Here is a 15,549-nt window from a genome sequence, read left to right as displayed (position 1 = left end):
CATGTCAGCAGCCCTATAGAAAGGCTCTGCGTTAAGCTGCCACGTCGTTTAGCCGTGCAATGGTTTCGTCACGGCCCAGAACCAGCATCATATCGAACACACTCGGAGAGACGTTGCGCCCGGCAAGTGCCGCCCGAAGAGGGCCGGCGAGTTTGCCAAGTTTGGTGTCGTGGGCCGCTGCAACATTGGCAACGACCGCCTCCAAGTCTTCTCGCGACCAGCTAGCATTTCGCAACTGCGGCGTCAATTCATTCAGTATACCAATGGATACCGGATCAAGCGATTTTGCAGCTTTTTCGTCTGGAGTGATTGGGCGCTTAGACAGTACAAAACGCGCTTTTTCAATGAGTTCCGGAAAAGACTTCGCGCGTTCTTTCAGGGTGTACATACCTTTGGCCATACCCTGTTTTTGGGCCTCAGTCAGGGCAGTTTGGCCGGTCGCAGCCAAGAAACCCTCAAGTTCGTGCAGCAGCGCAGCATCATCAGAGGCCGCGATGTGCTGACCCGACAGGTTGTCGAGCTTTTTGAAATCGAACCGCGCGGGAGATTTCCCAATGCCTTCAAGGTCAAACCATTCACGCGCTTGCGCATCGCTAAAGAATTCGTCGTCGCCGTGGCTCCAGCCCAGACGCGCGAGATAGTTGCGCATGGCGGCCGCTGGATAGCCCATGTCGCGGTATTCCTCGACACCAAGCGCGCCGTGCCGTTTCGACAGTTTCTTGCCATCGGGGCCGTGGATCAAAGGGATATGGGCATAGACCGGCTCGGCCCAGCCCATGGCGCGGTATATCTGAATCTGACGCGCCGCGTTGTTGAGATGGTCGTCGCCCCTGATCACATGGGTGACGCCCATGTCGTGATCATCCACAACAACGGCCAGCATATAGACAGGTGTGCCGTCCGAGCGAAGCAGAACCATGTCATCGAGGTTCTCGTTCTTGAACGTCACATCGCCCTGAACAGCGTCGGCAATGACTGTCTCTCCGTCGCGCGGCATCTTTAGACGGACCACATAAGGCGCGTCGGGGTGGGAGGATGGATCGGCGTCGCGCCAAGGGCTGCGATAAAGCGTTGAGGTTCCGGCGGCTTTGGCCTCTTCACGGAAGGCGGCGATTTCTTCCTGCGTGGCAAAGCATTTGTAGGCATGTCCTTGGGCTAGCAGATCATGCGCGACCTCGGCATGGCGGTCGGCGCGGGCAAATTGGCTGACGGCTTCGCCATCGTAGTCAAAACCAAGCCAGTCCATCCCGCGCAGGATTGCATCCGTGGCCTCTGGGGTGGAGCGTTCGCGGTCTGTGTCTTCGACCCGGAGCAGGAACTGGCCGCCATGTTTGCGAGCAAAGAGCCAGTTGAACAGCGCGGTCCGCGCGGTGCCGATATGCATGTAGCCTGTGGGCGACGGGGCGATCCGGGTCACGACGGTCATGGGTGAGCTCCTGAAAGGGGTGAGGGCGGTCTGATTAACAGATTGCTAACCAAGAGTTGCCACGTTGGCGGTGATCTATTGGTCCCAACGCGGAGTGACAAGTGGAAGCGGTTCTGACGAGGCCTCGAATACGCCCGTGGCAGGCGGTCACAGTGCCGCTCGTCGCAGCGCTTCAAAGGCAGCGTGGGCAATTGCTTCACTTTGTGCCGGTCTGTATGGCGGTGGGCATCGGCGTGTTCTTTGCGCTGCCCACGGAGCCGGGCTTTTGGGTCTTAAGCGGCGCGACACTAGGTGGGCTGATCCTGATCGTATTTGCGGTCTTGGCGCGGCACGGATGGGGTCCTGTCTGGGGCGCTTTGGCCTGTGTGGCCTTGGGGTTCGTACTGGCAGGTGCGCGTGCCCATTGGGTTGCAACGCCTGTGCTTGAATATCGCTATTACGGTTCAGTCGAGGGGCGCGTGGTGGGCATTGATCGTTCGTCATCTGACAAGGTGCGCCTGACCCTGGACCGGGTCAGGCTTGAGAGGATGATCCCCGCGCGCACACCGGATCGCGTGCGCGTGACCTTGCATGGGCAAGATGAGATACCTTTGCCGATACCGGGCGCGACGGTTGTGATGGCCGCGCATATTGGTCCCGCGCCGGGACCGGCAGAGCCGGGAGGCTTCGAGTTTGCACGCCACATCTGGTTCAAAAACATCGGCGCGGTGGGATACACGCGAACGCCTGCCTTGGTTTTTGCAGCGCCGGAGCCGGGGATCGGCGTGGTAGTTTTCCGCCTGCGGATGGCGATCAGTCAGCGCCTTCAAGCAGCGATGCCGGGTGACACCGGTGCTGTCGCAGCGGCAATCGTGGTGGGCGATCGGAGTGCCATGCGCCTGGACGTCGTCGAGGCGTTGCGGCAATCGAACCTTGCCCACCTCCTTGCCATATCAGGTCTGCACATGGGGCTGTTGACTGGTTTTGTGTTTGGCGCCGTGCGCAGTGGTCTGGCGTTGATCCCGTTCTTGGCGCTGCGCATGTCGAGCAAGAAGCTCGCGGCTGGGGCTGCGTTGGGTGCAGGAGCGGTGTATCTTGCGTTGTCTGGCGGGAGCGTTGCGACCGAGCGTGCCTTTGTGATGGTGGCAGTAGCGCTTGGGGCGGTCTTGTTTGATCGGCGGGCATTGACGCTGCGCGCCGTTGCCGTTGCGGCGATCATCGTGCTGGCCTTGCAGCCCGAGGCGCTGATGTCGCCGGGCTTTCAGATGTCCTTTGCCGCCACGACAGCCTTGGTTGTGGCGTTTCGCCGATTGGCGGGCAGGGCGCGCATCGGGCCGACATGGACGCGGCCTGCGGTTTCGGTCTTTCTGTCGTCCCTGATCGCTGGTTGCGCGACAGCGCCGCTGGCGGCAGCCCATTTCAACATTGTCTCCCATTTTGGATTGATCGCCAATCTGGTGACGGTTCCGTTGATGGGCGCGTTGATCATGCCAGCCGCTGTCGTGGCAGCCTTGCTGTGGCCGTTGGGTCTGTCTTGGGTGCCGTTTCTTGTCATGGACAAAGGGTTGGCGTGGATCATTGCCGTGGCACAAACCGTCTCAGATTGGCCGGGCGCGGTGGGGCGTGTCCAAGCACCGCCGCCTGAAGTGCTGCCGATCCTCGCGATGGGGGCGGTGTTTGTGGTGATTTGGCAAGGGCGCGAGCGATGGTTGGGGGCGGTTCTATGTCTGATCGCCGGTGTCCTCTGGGTGAACCATGAACGTCCGCCATTGCTGATTGCGTCAAGCGGCGGGTTGGCCGGGATGCTCACGGATAGTGGGCGCGTTCTGAATACCGCGCGTGGTGATGGATTTGCTGCGCGGGTCTGGCTTGAAAATGACGGGGATGCCTCAGTTCAAGAAGAGGCTGCGCGACATGGGGGGCAGGCATTCGAAATTGGAGACACCCGTTTCATTGTGGTGCGCGGTGTCGCCGCGCGCGATGTGACCTGTGGCAAAGATGATGTGCTTGTTACAAATATCGCGCTTGATCACTGGCCGGGGTGCCCGTTGTGGGACCCAGAGCATCTTCGTCAGACTGGAGCCATCGCGGTGCAGGAAAGAGCCGGCGCATTGCATATCACGACCGCGCGGTCCCATACGGGGCGCCGTATCTGGAACGACCCGCAGGCACGCAAAGAAAAAGCCGCGCAAGCTGCACGGCTTTGGGCCTTGATCGCCGGGTCGAATTGAACCGATCGAAGCAAGGTTTAGTAGGTGCGGATCAAACCGACCAAGCGGCCCTGCACCTTAACCTGATCTTCGGAATACATCTGGGTTTGATAGGCCGGGTTCGCGGCCTCAAGCGCGATGGTCGATCCCTTGCGGCGATAGCGTTTCAGCGTTGCCTCATGACCATCGACAAGCGCCACCACAATATCGCCATTGTCTGCATTTGATGTCTCGCGGATGACGACAACATCGCCATTGTTGATCCCGGCGTCGATCATCGAGTCGCCTTTGACCTCAAGCGCATAATGTTCGCCCTGACCCGAGAGCATGTGGCCGGGAACGGCAACGGTATCTTGCTGATTGCTGATGGCCTCAATCGGGACACCGGCTGCAATCTTACCCATCTTGGGCAGCTCGACTGCTGCGGCGCTGCCAACTGACATGGCTGCCGGTGGCGTACTGTCGGGGCGATCCCCTTCGATCACGCGTGGCTTAAAGCTACGCGGTGGTTCGCCCATGGCCTCAGGCAGTTTCACGATCTCGATGGCGCGGGCGCGATGGGCCATGCGGCGGATGAAACCGCGCTCTTCAAGCGCCGTAATCAGGCGGTGGATTCCGGATTTCGAGCGCAAATCCAGCGCCTCTTTCATCTCGTCAAAGCTGGGCGGCACGCCGTCCCGCTGCAAACGATCATTGATAAAGTTCAAAAGGTCTTTTTGCTTTTGCGTCAGCATCATGGGCCTCCACTGCTCGGCCCGCAAAAAACCATCTTCAGAACGGGCGTTTTGCGTTCGTTCTAAGGATGTTCTTGTTTTGTGTCAACCGCTCAGGACAATGGAAGGTAGTCCAGAACATCACCGGCCTTTCGCGCCTCATCCTTGGGCGGGCGTATCGCGAGTGCGTTGGCGTTCGAGAGAACGCTCAGCAGGGAACTATCCTGACGTTCGAAAACCGTCAAAGCACCGTCTTTGATCACGGCGCGCATATAGTGTTCGCGCGGTCCGTTCGCCGGGATATCATGGGCAAGAGGCGCGGCAAGTCGGGTGGCAGCCTGCGCAGGCAGTCCCAGCATTACATCAATCACGGGGCGCACAAAGACTTGTCCACAGACCATGGCGCTGACCGGATTGCCGGGCAAACCGATCATCATCTGGCGTCCCAGTCGGCCAGCCATCAAAGGTTTACCGGGGCGCATGGCAATTTTGTAGAAACTGCGATCCATCCCAAGCTTTTCAGCCACGGGCCCCACAAGATCATGGTCGCCCACAGATGCGCCGCCGATGGTAATGACCAGATCGGCCCCGCGTGCAAATCGGAAGGCCGATTCAAGACTGTCTGCAGTGTCGCGTGCGATTGGGAGCATACGCGTCTCGGCCCCGGCGTTCCGCAACATCGCCTCAAGCCCGAAGCTGTTGGATGCGATGATCTGATCGGGGCCGGGGCTTTCACCGGGCATGACCAATTCGTCGCCAGTGGCCATGATGGCAACCTTTGGGCGGCGCGTGACAGGGACCTCTGCGATGTTCATCGCGGCAAGCAGCGCGATGTCATTTGGTCTCAACCGCCGTGGCGCGTCCAGTGCTGTGCCTTCTGCGAAATCCCCACCAGCAGGGCGCACGTGGTCGCCTTTGGTCCCTTGGAAGGTCACTGTGATCGTATCGCCGGTGCGCGTGGTGTCCTCTTGGATCACGATCTGGTCTGCGCCGGCGGGCAGGGGCGCACCGGTAAAGATACGCACGGCCTCTCCGGCACCAAGACTGCCGGCATAGGCATGGCCGGCGGCGGCTTCGCCAATTACGGTCAGAACAGCACCCTCGTCGGCATCCACGCTGCGCACTGCGTAGCCATCCATGGCCGAGGCGGAAAACGGCGGTTGCGTGCGGCGGGCATGGACGGTTTGGGCCAGAACCCGGCCATTCGCTGCGCGCAGACCAACTGTTTCGATGTTTAGTGGCTCGGCCAACGCAAAAAGCGCGTCGAGCGCCTCGGTCACCGAGATCATACGGCCTCGTACCGGCCGGATTTGCCGCCGTCCTTCAGGATGACGCGCGTGCCGCTAATGACCATGTTTTTGTCGACGGCTTTGAGCATGTCATAAAGCGTCAGTGCCGCGACCGAGGCGGCTGTCAAAGCCTCCATCTCAACGCCTGTCTGACCTGTGGTTTTCACCGTTGCTTCGATACGCACCGTCGATGTCGTTTCGTCCGGGGTCAGTTCGATGCCGACCTTTGTAATCGGCAAAGGATGGCAGAGCGGAATGAGGTCGGCTGTCTTCTTGGCCGCCATGATCCCGGCCAGACGTGCGGTACCGAGCACATCGCCCTTTTTGGCGGTCCCGGCCAGAACATGATCCATAGTTGCCGAGGCCATGGTTACGGTCGTCTCAGCCACCGCGATGCGCGATGTGATTTCTTTTTCCGAGACATCGACCATATGGGCCTGCCCGGAGGCGTCGAAGTGAGAAAGCTCGGCCATCAGAAAGGGGTCGCTGTCAGAGGATTGGCAAGGATCGTGCGGGTTGCTGCGGTCACATCGTCCTGCCGCATGAGGCTTTCACCAATCAGGAAACTGCGGGCGCCGAACTGGGCAAGGTCAGCGAGGTCTTCTGGCGTAAACAGCCCGCTTTCGGCCACAAGGTGACGTTCCGGCTCTGCCAAACGTGCAAGGCGTTTCGTCGTGTCGAGCGATACCTCGAACGTGTTCAAGTCGCGGTTATTCACGCCAAGAAGGGGCGATTTCAACGCGGCGGCACGATCGAGTTCCTCTTCGTTGTGAACCTCGACGAGTACATCCATCCCCCAGCGGATCGCGGCCTCTTCCAGCTCTTGCGCCTGCATGTCGCTGACGGAGGCCATGATGATCAGAATACAGTCAGCCCCCCATGCACGGGCTTCGGCCACTTGATAGGTGTCATAAAGGAAATCCTTGCGCAGCACGGGCAGTTCGCAGGCCTCGCGCGCTTGTCCCAGAAACTCTGGCGCGCCTTGGAAGCTGGGCGTGTCGGTGAGGACCGACAGGCAGGTTGCGCCACCTGCGGCATATGCCGCGGCAAGTGTTGCGGGATCAAAATCCTCCCGGATCAACCCTTTGGACGGCGACGCCTTCTTGATCTCTGCGATAAGGCCATATCCCTCGCGCGAGGCGTCTTGCAGGGCCTCGGCAAATGGGCGCACGGCTGGCGCTGCGCCGGCTGCGGCTTCTACATCGGCCATGGGGCGCGCCTCTTTCGCGGCAGCGACCTCTTCGAGCTTGTAGGTCTTGATCTTATCCAGAATGGTCGGCGTGCTCATGTCTGGTCGTCTCCCTTTCCGACCCAATCAATGGGCGGCTCGTCGCGATGGATAAGCCATTCGTTGATGGTTGAAAATGGCCGCGACCCGAAAAACCCGCGATAGGCAGAAAGCGGGGAGGGGTGGGTGTGTTTCAGGATCAGATGCTGGTCGCCCTGCGGTGCGCGTGATTGGGCATCGCGGCCCCAGAGAAGGTAGGCGGTTGGGCGTTTTGCGGTCTCGGTGATGACTTGCTCGATTAATGGACCCCAGCCGATTTTGGCGTGGCCTTTGGCGGTTCCGGACGGGACGGAGAGCGCAGTATTTAGCAATAGAACGCCTTGTTTGGCCCAATCGGTCAGGTCGGTCCGGGTGCGTATGAAACCGAGGTCTGTCTGTATCTCTTTGAAGATGTTGCCAAGAGCATCGAGGCGTCCACCGAAGGTATCGGGGATAGAAAAGGCGAGCCCGTCGGCTTTGCCTGGGGTGTGATAGGGGTCCTGACCCAAAATGACGACGCGGGTCTTTTCCGGCGGACACAGATCAAGAGCGCGGAAACGGGCCGCTTCCGGCGGAAAGATGTCGCGAGGGTCGGCGGCGATGCTGGTTTGGAGGGCGGGCCATTCTTGGTGAAAAAAGCCGAGATCGCTCCAAGAATTGCTCGGCAAACTCATGCCGCCAAACCTTGGCCTGCTGCGCCAACCCCGGCGCGCACGCGCCAAGCCCGACCTCCCCCCCGGGAGGGCTTTTGTTGATCAGACAGCAGTATGAGCGGCGTCGATGCTCCAAAGAACGAAGGATACGACATGCTGAATGGCCGACCCGAGGTCGGGCTTGGCGCGCACGCGCCTCGTGGGCTCATCATTCGCCCCGCGTCACCCGCGCCAGCCCTTCGACCTTGGCTTTGGCTGCTCCGCTGTCGATGGCTTCGGCGGCCATGGCCACGCCGTCTTTGAGGTCGCTGACCTTATCCGCCACCAGCAAGGCCGCTGCCGCATTCAGCAGGACCGCATCGCGATAGGCGCTGGTTTCACCCTCTAGCAACGCGCGGAACGCCACGCCGTTTTCCTCTGGCTTGCCGCCAAGGATCGCGCTGAGCGGGTGGACGGGCAGGCCGGCGTCCTCTGGATGGACTTGCATAGAGGTGATCTCATCGCCATCCAGCGCCGCCACAGACGTTGGACCGGTGATCGTGATTTCGTCGGTGCCGTCCGAGCCATGCACCAACCATGCCTTTTCTGCGCCGAGTTGTTGCAGGGTTTCGGCCATCGGGAAAATCAGGTCGATGGCAAAGGCCCCGGTCAACTGCCGCTTGGCTCCGGCAGGGTTTGTGAGCGGGCCGAGGATATTGAAGATCGTTTTGCAGCCCAGTTCCTGACGCACAGGCATAACATGTCGGATTGCCGGGTGATGCATCGGAGCCATCATGAAGCCGATGCCGACTTCTTCCAGCGCCCTTTCCACCACTTCCGGGCCAACCATGACGTTGACGCCCATCTGACCCAGAGCATCTGCGGCGCCCGATTTAGACGACAGGTTCTTGTTGCCGTGTTTGGCCACTGGCACGCCAGCGCCCGCCACGACAAAGGCTGTCGCGGTCGAGATATTCAGCGTGCCCATACCGTCACCGCCAGTTCCGACGATATCCATCGCACCATCAGGCGCTTTCACCGCATTGCACTTCGAACGCATCACCGCTGCTGCTGCGGCGTATTCCGACACGCTTTCGCCCCGTGCGCGCATCGCCATCAACAGGCCGCCCATCTGCGCCGGAGTAGCCTGACCTTCGAACAGGATTTCAAACGCTTGCTGAGCCTGTGCGCGGCTGAGCGGCCCTTCGGAGGCCGCGTAGATCAGGGGTTTCATCGCGTCGCTCATGCTGCCACGTCCTTTGGTGTGTTCATGGTGTTCAGGAAATTCTGCAGCATGGCGTGACCATGTTCGCTGGCGATGCTTTCGGGGTGGAATTGTACCCCGTGGATCGGAAGCTCGTGGTGCTGCAAGCCCATGATGGTGCCATCATCCAGCTCGGCTGTGACAGTCAAGCTATTTGGCAGGCTCGCGCGGTCGACGATGAGCGAATGATAGCGGGTGGCCTGCATCGGTGTTGGCAAACCTTCAAAAAGGCCCTGACCGGTGTGATGCATGGTGCCAACCTTGCCGTGGACGATCTCGTGGCAGCGCTCGACCTTGCCGCCGAATGCCTGTCCGATGGATTGATGCCCGAGGCAAACGCCCATCAACGGAGTGCGGCTCTTGGCTGCGGCTTCGACCATGCCAAGACAGATGCCGGATTGTTCTGGCGTGCCGGGACCAGGGGACAAGAGAATGCCTGCCGGGTTCTTGGCCATCGCGTCTTCGACCGTCAGCGCATCGTTGCGCCAGACTTCGACATCGGCCCCCAACTCGCCCAGATAATGGACAAGGTTGTAGGTGAAACTGTCGTAGTTATCGATGAGAAGAAGCATGATCCCGTCCAGGTTGGGGCAATTCTTAATCAGGGCTATCCACAGGACGCCCCAACGCGGTATAGATGCGTTGGGAATAAAAGGGGCGTCAAGGCCCCCAGGCGCAGGTCATGGTCCGATTGAGTCAGACCGCGCGCAAAGAGGGTGAGAGCAAACCATGGGACGCGGGTTAATCTTCGGCGCATTCTGGGGATTTGTCGTTGGCGGCGCCGTGCTGTCAGTGGCGTCTTTGCTGGGCGAAACGCCCGGAGCCACGCCGCCGCGGGCGGATGTGATTGAGGTTCCGGCAGGCTCTGCTTTCGACACCGCGAAAGAGGATGAGCCCGCTCAAGTCGCCGCCGAGCCAGAAGAGGCTCCTGACACCGGGACGGCCCCGATGGTCGATGCACCGGCGGCCCCACCGGCCCCGACATTGGGATCAGATGTCACGGCGTCAGCGGATGTGCCTGTGACGGGGGACGTGCAAGAACTGGCTCCTCCACCAGCGACGCCGCAGGATTCGGGCGTCACGGTTCAGCTTGAGGCCCCGGCGACACCAGAGGTGTCGACCGAGGAAGCAACATCCCTGCCGACAGCGGAACCGCAGGCAGCGCCAGAGGTTTCGCCTGAAACCACACCTTCCAGTGACGTGTCACAAGAGCAGGCTTCTCAAACGCCGGTGCCATCTGACACGCCTTCCGGCGATAAGGATCAGGCGCAGGAAAGCGACGCCACCGACACTTCTGTGCAAGAGGATGATGCGGAACCCGTCGTGACTGCGGAGCCTGAACCAGAGGCAACCACCGAGGACACGGCAGAGACTGATGCGGATCCACTGGATGACGCCCCGCGGCCTCAAGCCAGTGCCGGTGGGTTTGGTGATCGTGCCACGAACGTCACTACCAATCGTTTGCCGTCCATCGGAGATACCGCCGAAACCAATCCGGTTGCGCGAGCAATTGACACCAATGCTGTGACCGACCGTTGGGGTGGGCTTGATGACCGCCCTTTGGTGTCGATCATCTTGATTGATGAAAATGCCGACGCCGCAGCATTGCCAGCCCTGCAAGGCTTTGAGGGGCCGTTGACATTTGCTTTGCCCGCCGGACGGGCGGATGCACTGCAGGCCATGCAGGCCTATCGTGCCGCAGGTCATGAAGTAGCGCTAATTGCCGATCTTCCGGCGGGGGCGGCCCCGGCGGATGTGGAAACAGCCTTTCAGACCTACCTGCAATCGGTGCCTGCGGCGGCGACCGTTCTGGACGGATCGTTGAATGGGTTTGGCGGCGACCGCCGGGTTGTGGCTCAGGTTGCTGACATCCTTGCAGAGACGGGCCACGGGCTTGTCACGTTTGAACAAGGTCTGAATTCAACCGCTCAGACGGCGCGCCGCGCAGGCGTGCCGACCGGCACCGTCTTTCGTGACTTGGACAGCAGCGGTCAGGACGCGCGCGTGATCACCCGGTTCCTGGATCAGGCCGCGTTTCGGGCCGGGCAGGAGGGGCAGGTGATCCTGCTCGCGCGACTGCGCGCTGACACGATCTCTGCCTTGTTGATCTGGTCTCAGCAGGACCGCGCGCAGCGCGTGAACCTTGCGCCTGCTTCGGCTGTCCTTCTGGAGACAGAGGCTCAATAAGCGCTGAAACGGCGCAAACCGGCCAAGATTGTGCCGCATTCCGGTGATTGACTGTTCCCAAATTGGAAACAGGCAAACGGGTGGGACCTTGAGCGCAGCTCAGCCAACATATCCAGATCGCAGCCTTTGGGGGCAGCTTTGGCGCTATGGCGTGACCGGTGTGGTGAATACCGGGCTTGGTTATGGGCTGATCCTGATTTGCGTTTACGGGTTGGATGCGAGCATCGTTTTGGCCAACTGCGTGGGCTACGGCATAGGATGGGCAGTTTCCTTTGCCCTGAACAAACGCTGGACCTTTCGCCACCAAGGCGCGGTTCGCCGCGCGGCCTTGGGATTTGTCTGTCTCGTGGCTTTGGCATTCCTTGCAAATCTGGCCGTCGCCGTCGGCGGCGCGCAGTTTGGGCTGGCCTATCCGGTGGCGCAGGCCATCGGTGCGGTGACCTATTCTGCGATGCTCTTTGTCGGGATGAAATGGATGGTGTTCACATGAAATCGGCTCCGACCCTGAGTTTTGTCATCCCGTGCTACAATGAGGAAGAGGCCCTGCCGGCGTTGTTGGATACGCTGCGGTCGATGTCGGACAGCTTGCTGGACTCTGGACGCATCGCAGCGCCCGCCGAAATCTTGCTGGTCGATGACGGATCACGCGATCGGACATGGGAGATAATCGAAGCGGCTCGCAAAACACATGGGGCCACAGGCCTGCGGCTGAGCAAGAACCAAGGCCATCAGGCGGCGTTGCTTGCGGGGCTGCTGAATGCAGATGCCGATGTCACCATATCCATGGATGCCGATTTGCAGGATGACCCAACGGTCGTCGAACAGATGCTGGATGCCTATCGTGATGGGGCCGAGATCGTCTTTGGTGTGCGCGCGGCGCGTGATACCGACACGGCGTTCAAACGCCTGACAGCGCGCGGATATTACCGGGTCCTGCAATTGATGGGCGTCGATATCATTCCGGATCATGCTGATTTCCGTCTAATGAGTGCCAAGGCCATCGCCGCGCTTGATAGCTTTCAGGAACGGAACTTGTTCCTGCGCGGGCTTGTCCGCCAGATCGGGTTTCAGACAGCAACCGTCACCTATGACCGGGCGGAGCGTGTCGCGGGCGAAAGCAAATACCCGCTTGGCAAGATGCTGGCGCTGGCCGCAGAAGGGATCACGTCCTTTTCGATCAAGCCGTTGCGCATGATCGCAATCCTTGGCTTCCTCGTTGCGGCACTTTCGATGTGCTACGCGCTCTATTCGCTGGCTGCGTGGAGCATGGGGGCCACTGTGCCCGGTTGGACATCAATCGTGCTGCCGATCTACATCTTGGGCGGCGTCCACATGATCGCGCTGGGTGTTATCGGAGAGTATATCGGCAAGATTTACATGGAGACCAAGGCGCGGCCACGGTTCATCGTCGATGAAATCGCGCGCCCGTCCAAGGCCCAGGCTGACCGCGCGCCGCTGCGCGTGGCAGCGGAGTAGGGCATGTCGACGGCGTCAGACATCGCTTCCCCGGCCGCCGATCTGCGCGCGCGCTTGTCAGATGCTTCGTGGGTCGCTCTTGGCGTGGCGGTGATCCTGTGTTTGCTGCTTTATCCATTGCTGGGGGCGCAGTACCTGCCGCTGACCGACCTTCCGAACCACATGGCGCGGCACACAATTATGGCCGATGTGGCAGCCGGTGGGCCGTTGACCGAGTATTACACCACGCAATTTGTTCTCGTCCCGAATTCCGCAGCTGATCTGCTCTGGCGCTTGCTGGGGTATCCCGGAGATGCGGTTGCTTTTTCCTACTGGGTGATGAGCTTTTCGGCGGCCAATCTGTTACTGAGCACACTTGTTCTGGCGCGGGTCGTGCATGGACGGTGGACGGCATGGTCTCTGGCTGCCGGACTGATGGTTTATAACTGCACGTTCCTGTTCGGATTTCAGAACTATAGTTTCACGCTGCCCTTCGCGATCTATGCATTCGCGCTCTATCTGCGCTTAGAAACGCGCGCGCTTTGGCTGAGGGCATTGGTGTTTGCCACCATCGCGCCGGTTCTTTTCCTGATGCATTTCTTCGCCTTTGGCGTCCTTGGGGCGTTGGCCTTTGGGCGCGAGCTTCAGAAGCTGGCAGAGGACCGCACATGGGCAGCTCTGGCGCGCGGTGCCATCATGGGAATGCCTTTTGTTTTGCCGGTGCTGTGGTTGGCCTATGGAATATTAACCGGGCCCGCCAGCCCGGCAGGCAGCTATACCGACTTTGGCACGCTGCAGGATCGTTTGAACCGGTTTTTGACGCCGATCTTCGCGCTGGCAGATGATGATGTCGGACCGATGAATGCCCATGCCGTGTTGATAACGCTGGCGCTCTATGCGGCTCTGGCGACCGCTGTGCTTCCACGTATTGGGCTGACCATGGCGCGGGTCATGTGGGGGCCTGTTGCGGTGATGGTGGTCGTCGCGCTGGCAGCACCGGTTTGGCTGAGCGGCGTTGCGATGGTCGACGTCCGCTTTGTTTTTGTCATGATTCTGATTGCGATTGCCGCGACCCGATGGCCCGAGATGGCATTTGGGCGCGCTGTTTTGCTGGCTGCGGCTGTGCTGGGCGCAACAGGTTTGCGCAGTGCCCAGATCAACGATTGGTTCCAGATGCACGACCAAGAAATGCGCGATCTTATGGCGGTGATGTCTGAAACGGTCGAGCCGGGGGATCGTGTGCTGCCGGTGCGCGCGCCGGGGCGTTTCAACGACGAACGGCTGTGGCACGTCCAAGGCTATGCAACGGCCACGCAAAAGGCATTTATGCCGACCTTGTTCCAGGGGGTTCATGCCGTGCAGCTGCGCCTGGAATGGGCCGACCACGCAACGCCAACCATGCACGCAAACCCCGCCTGCGCGATCTTTCAGTCCGCGCCACCAGAGCCGGGATCGCGTACCTGCCGCAAGGAACCCTACACGCAGGGTTGGGACACCAAGTTCAACAAGGTTTTGGCGATGGAGCCGTTGCCCGCCGCGCTCGTTGCCACCGCGCCGCTGAGGCTGTCGGCACAGGTCGGGCGGTTCCAGATCTACGACGTGATCAGCCGCTAGGCGTTGCCGCTGGTAAAGCGCGCCGCATCCTTGGCTGCCGTCCACACAGATTTGGCCTTGTTCACGGTTTCCTGGAATTCGGCCTCTGGGTCGCTGTCGTATACCACACCGCCGCCGGCCTGCGAATACAGGGTTCCGTCTTTGACGATTGCCGTGCGGAGCGCGATGCAGATGTCCATTTCACCATTGGCGCTGAAATACCCGCACCCGCCGCCATAGATGCCGCGTTTTTCCGGTTCCAACTCGTCGATGATTTCCATCGCCCGAACCTTGGGTGCACCTGAAAGAGTTCCGGCCGGCAAGCCAGCAAGCAATGCTGACAAAGCGTCTTGATCTTCTGCCAGTTCACCCACCACGTTCGACGTGATGTGCATAACGTGGCTGTAGCGTTCGATCACGAATTTCTCGGTCGGGCGCACCGTGCCGATCTTGGCCACACGCCCTACATCGTTGCGGCCAAGGTCAAGCAGCATCAGGTGTTCTGCCAGTTCCTTTGGGTCTGCCAACAGATCCTCTTCGAGCGCCTTGTCCTCGGCGGGTGTCGCGCCGCGATGGCGTGTGCCTGCGATGGGGCGGATCGTGACCTCATTATCCATCAATCGCACGAGGATTTCAGGGCTGGCCCCAACAATCTGAAACCCGCCCATGTTGAAAAAGAACATGAAAGGCGAGGGGTTCGTCCGCCGCATGGAGCGATACAGCGAAAATGGCGGTTCGCGGAAATCCTGCGCCCAGCGTTGGGCGGGTACGACCTGAAAGATATCGCCAGCCTTGATGTAGTCCTTGGCTTTTTCCACGGCGGCCAGATAGCCCGTTTTGGTAAAGTTCGACTTGGGCTCGCCAACGGTTTCGCCGCCGCTCATCTCGCGCGATGTCAGTGGGACGGGGCGTTCAAGTGTGCGGGCGGCGTCCATGACACGCTCTGCCGCCTGCGCATAAGCGGCTTTGGCGGAGAGCCCGGAATTGGCATAGGCAGGCGAAACGATGATGACGTCACCTTTGACCCCATCAAGTACCGCAATGATCGTAGGGCGTGTCATCACAGCGTCAGGCAGGCCCAGCGGATCGGGATTCACATTTGGCAGGTGCTCGACCAGTCGGATCATGTCGTAGCCCAGATAACCAAAGAGGCCCGCGGCCGCAGACGGTAGGTCAGCTGGCAGGTCGATCCGGCTTTCGGCGATCAACGCGCGCAAGGAGGTGAGGGGGTCGGTACCCTCGGCCACGAATGCGTCGTCGTCATAGCGCGCCTGCCGGTTCAGTTCACAGGACGTCCCGCGACAGCGCCAGATCAGGTCCGGCTTCATCCCGATGATGGAATAGCGCCCGCGCACCTCGCCACCGGTGACGGATTCGAGGACAAAGCTGTCCTTTTCCGCGCCCGTGAGCTTCATCATCACGGAAACCGGTGTGTCCAGATCGGCAGCCAAACGGGTATATACGACCTGGTTTTGCCCTGCGTCATAGGCGGCGGCAAAGGCGTCAAAGGCGGGAACAAGGGCCATAAACTGAG

14 protein-coding genes are annotated in these 15,549 nt (G+C 60.5%); 5 read left to right on the top strand and 9 right to left on the bottom strand.

Going from position 1 to position 15,549, the window contains the following annotated elements; translation table 11 throughout:
- Positions 1–31: 31 nt before the first annotated feature.
- Entirely contained in the window at positions 32–1,426 is a 1,395-nt protein-coding gene (gene gltX / locus FE702_RS04705; RefSeq protein ID WP_147125111.1) for a glutamate--tRNA ligase, read from the bottom strand.
- Between the two features lie 152 nt (positions 1,427–1,578).
- Between gltX and FE702_RS04700 the strand changes: the two genes are divergently transcribed.
- Complete coding sequence (locus FE702_RS04700) at positions 1,579–3,636, top strand: ComEC/Rec2 family competence protein (RefSeq protein ID WP_346722148.1); 2,058 nt, start codon at positions 1,579–1,581, stop codon at positions 3,634–3,636.
- A 17-nt stretch (positions 3,637–3,653) separates the two neighbouring features.
- On the opposite strand, the gene lexA is transcribed toward FE702_RS04700, so the two are convergent.
- The 7 genes from lexA to FE702_RS04665 all read right to left on the bottom strand — a co-directional run bounded on the left by lexA (position 3,654) and on the right by FE702_RS04665 (position 9,352).
- Positions 3,654–4,349: a transcriptional repressor LexA gene (gene lexA / locus FE702_RS04695; protein ID WP_147125110.1), complete on the bottom strand. Its 696-nt coding sequence runs from the start codon at positions 4,347–4,349 to the stop codon at positions 3,654–3,656.
- Positions 4,350–4,441: 92 nt separating this feature from the next.
- Positions 4,442–5,617 (bottom strand): molybdopterin molybdotransferase MoeA, encoded by a 1,176-nt coding sequence (locus tag FE702_RS04690; RefSeq protein WP_147125109.1) that lies wholly within the window; start codon positions 5,615–5,617, stop codon positions 4,442–4,444.
- On the bottom strand, positions 5,614–6,090 hold the full coding sequence (moaC, locus tag FE702_RS04685; protein WP_147125108.1) for a cyclic pyranopterin monophosphate synthase MoaC: 477 nt from the start codon (positions 6,088–6,090) through the stop codon (positions 5,614–5,616). Before moaC ends, FE702_RS04690 begins: the two co-directional genes overlap by 4 nt.
- The gene (gene trpC, locus FE702_RS04680; RefSeq protein WP_147125107.1) at positions 6,090–6,905 is read right to left on the bottom strand and encodes an indole-3-glycerol phosphate synthase TrpC; all 816 of its coding nucleotides are present in this window, start codon (positions 6,903–6,905) and stop codon (positions 6,090–6,092) included. The genes moaC and trpC overlap by 1 nt, the downstream gene beginning before the upstream one ends.
- Complete coding sequence (locus FE702_RS04675) at positions 6,902–7,558, bottom strand: uracil-DNA glycosylase (RefSeq protein ID WP_147125106.1); 657 nt, start codon at positions 7,556–7,558, stop codon at positions 6,902–6,904. Before FE702_RS04675 ends, trpC begins: the two co-directional genes overlap by 4 nt.
- A gap of 187 nt (positions 7,559–7,745) precedes the next feature.
- Positions 7,746–8,762: an anthranilate phosphoribosyltransferase gene (gene trpD, locus FE702_RS04670; protein ID WP_147125105.1), complete on the bottom strand. Its 1,017-nt coding sequence runs from the start codon at positions 8,760–8,762 to the stop codon at positions 7,746–7,748.
- Complete coding sequence (locus tag FE702_RS04665; RefSeq protein WP_147125104.1) at positions 8,759–9,352, bottom strand: anthranilate synthase component II; 594 nt, start codon at positions 9,350–9,352, stop codon at positions 8,759–8,761. Before FE702_RS04665 ends, trpD begins: the two co-directional genes overlap by 4 nt.
- A 157-nt stretch (positions 9,353–9,509) precedes the next feature.
- On the opposite strand from FE702_RS04665, the gene FE702_RS04660 reads away from it, so the two are divergent.
- The 4 genes from FE702_RS04660 to FE702_RS04645 all read left to right on the top strand — a co-directional run bounded on the left by FE702_RS04660 (position 9,510) and on the right by FE702_RS04645 (position 14,036).
- Entirely contained in the window at positions 9,510–10,967 is a 1,458-nt protein-coding gene (locus tag FE702_RS04660) for a polysaccharide deacteylase family 2 protein (RefSeq protein ID WP_147125103.1), read from the top strand.
- An 88-nt stretch (positions 10,968–11,055) separates the two neighbouring features.
- On the top strand, positions 11,056–11,457 hold the full coding sequence (locus FE702_RS04655; protein ID WP_186826983.1) for a GtrA family protein: 402 nt from the start codon (positions 11,056–11,058) through the stop codon (positions 11,455–11,457).
- Complete coding sequence (locus FE702_RS04650) at positions 11,454–12,443, top strand: glycosyltransferase family 2 protein (protein ID WP_222611786.1); 990 nt, start codon at positions 11,454–11,456, stop codon at positions 12,441–12,443. The genes FE702_RS04655 and FE702_RS04650 overlap by 4 nt, the downstream gene beginning before the upstream one ends.
- A 3-nt stretch (positions 12,444–12,446) precedes the next feature.
- Positions 12,447–14,036, top strand: a complete 1,590-nt coding sequence (locus FE702_RS04645; protein ID WP_147125100.1) for a hypothetical protein — start codon at positions 12,447–12,449, stop codon at positions 14,034–14,036.
- Here the strand turns inward: FE702_RS04645 and trpE are convergent.
- The gene (gene trpE, locus FE702_RS04640) at positions 14,033–15,541 is read right to left on the bottom strand and encodes an anthranilate synthase component I (RefSeq protein ID WP_147125099.1); all 1,509 of its coding nucleotides are present in this window, start codon (positions 15,539–15,541) and stop codon (positions 14,033–14,035) included. The genes FE702_RS04645 and trpE overlap by 4 nt on opposite strands.
- Positions 15,542–15,549: the final 8 nt, after the last annotated feature.

It is taken from the genome of Shimia ponticola, assembly GCF_007995215.1.
GTDB lineage: Bacteria > Pseudomonadota > Alphaproteobacteria > Rhodobacterales > Rhodobacteraceae > Shimia_B > Shimia_B ponticola.
The sequence above is the reverse complement of the archived record's forward strand: the minus strand, read 5'-3'. Positions and strand labels throughout refer to the sequence as shown.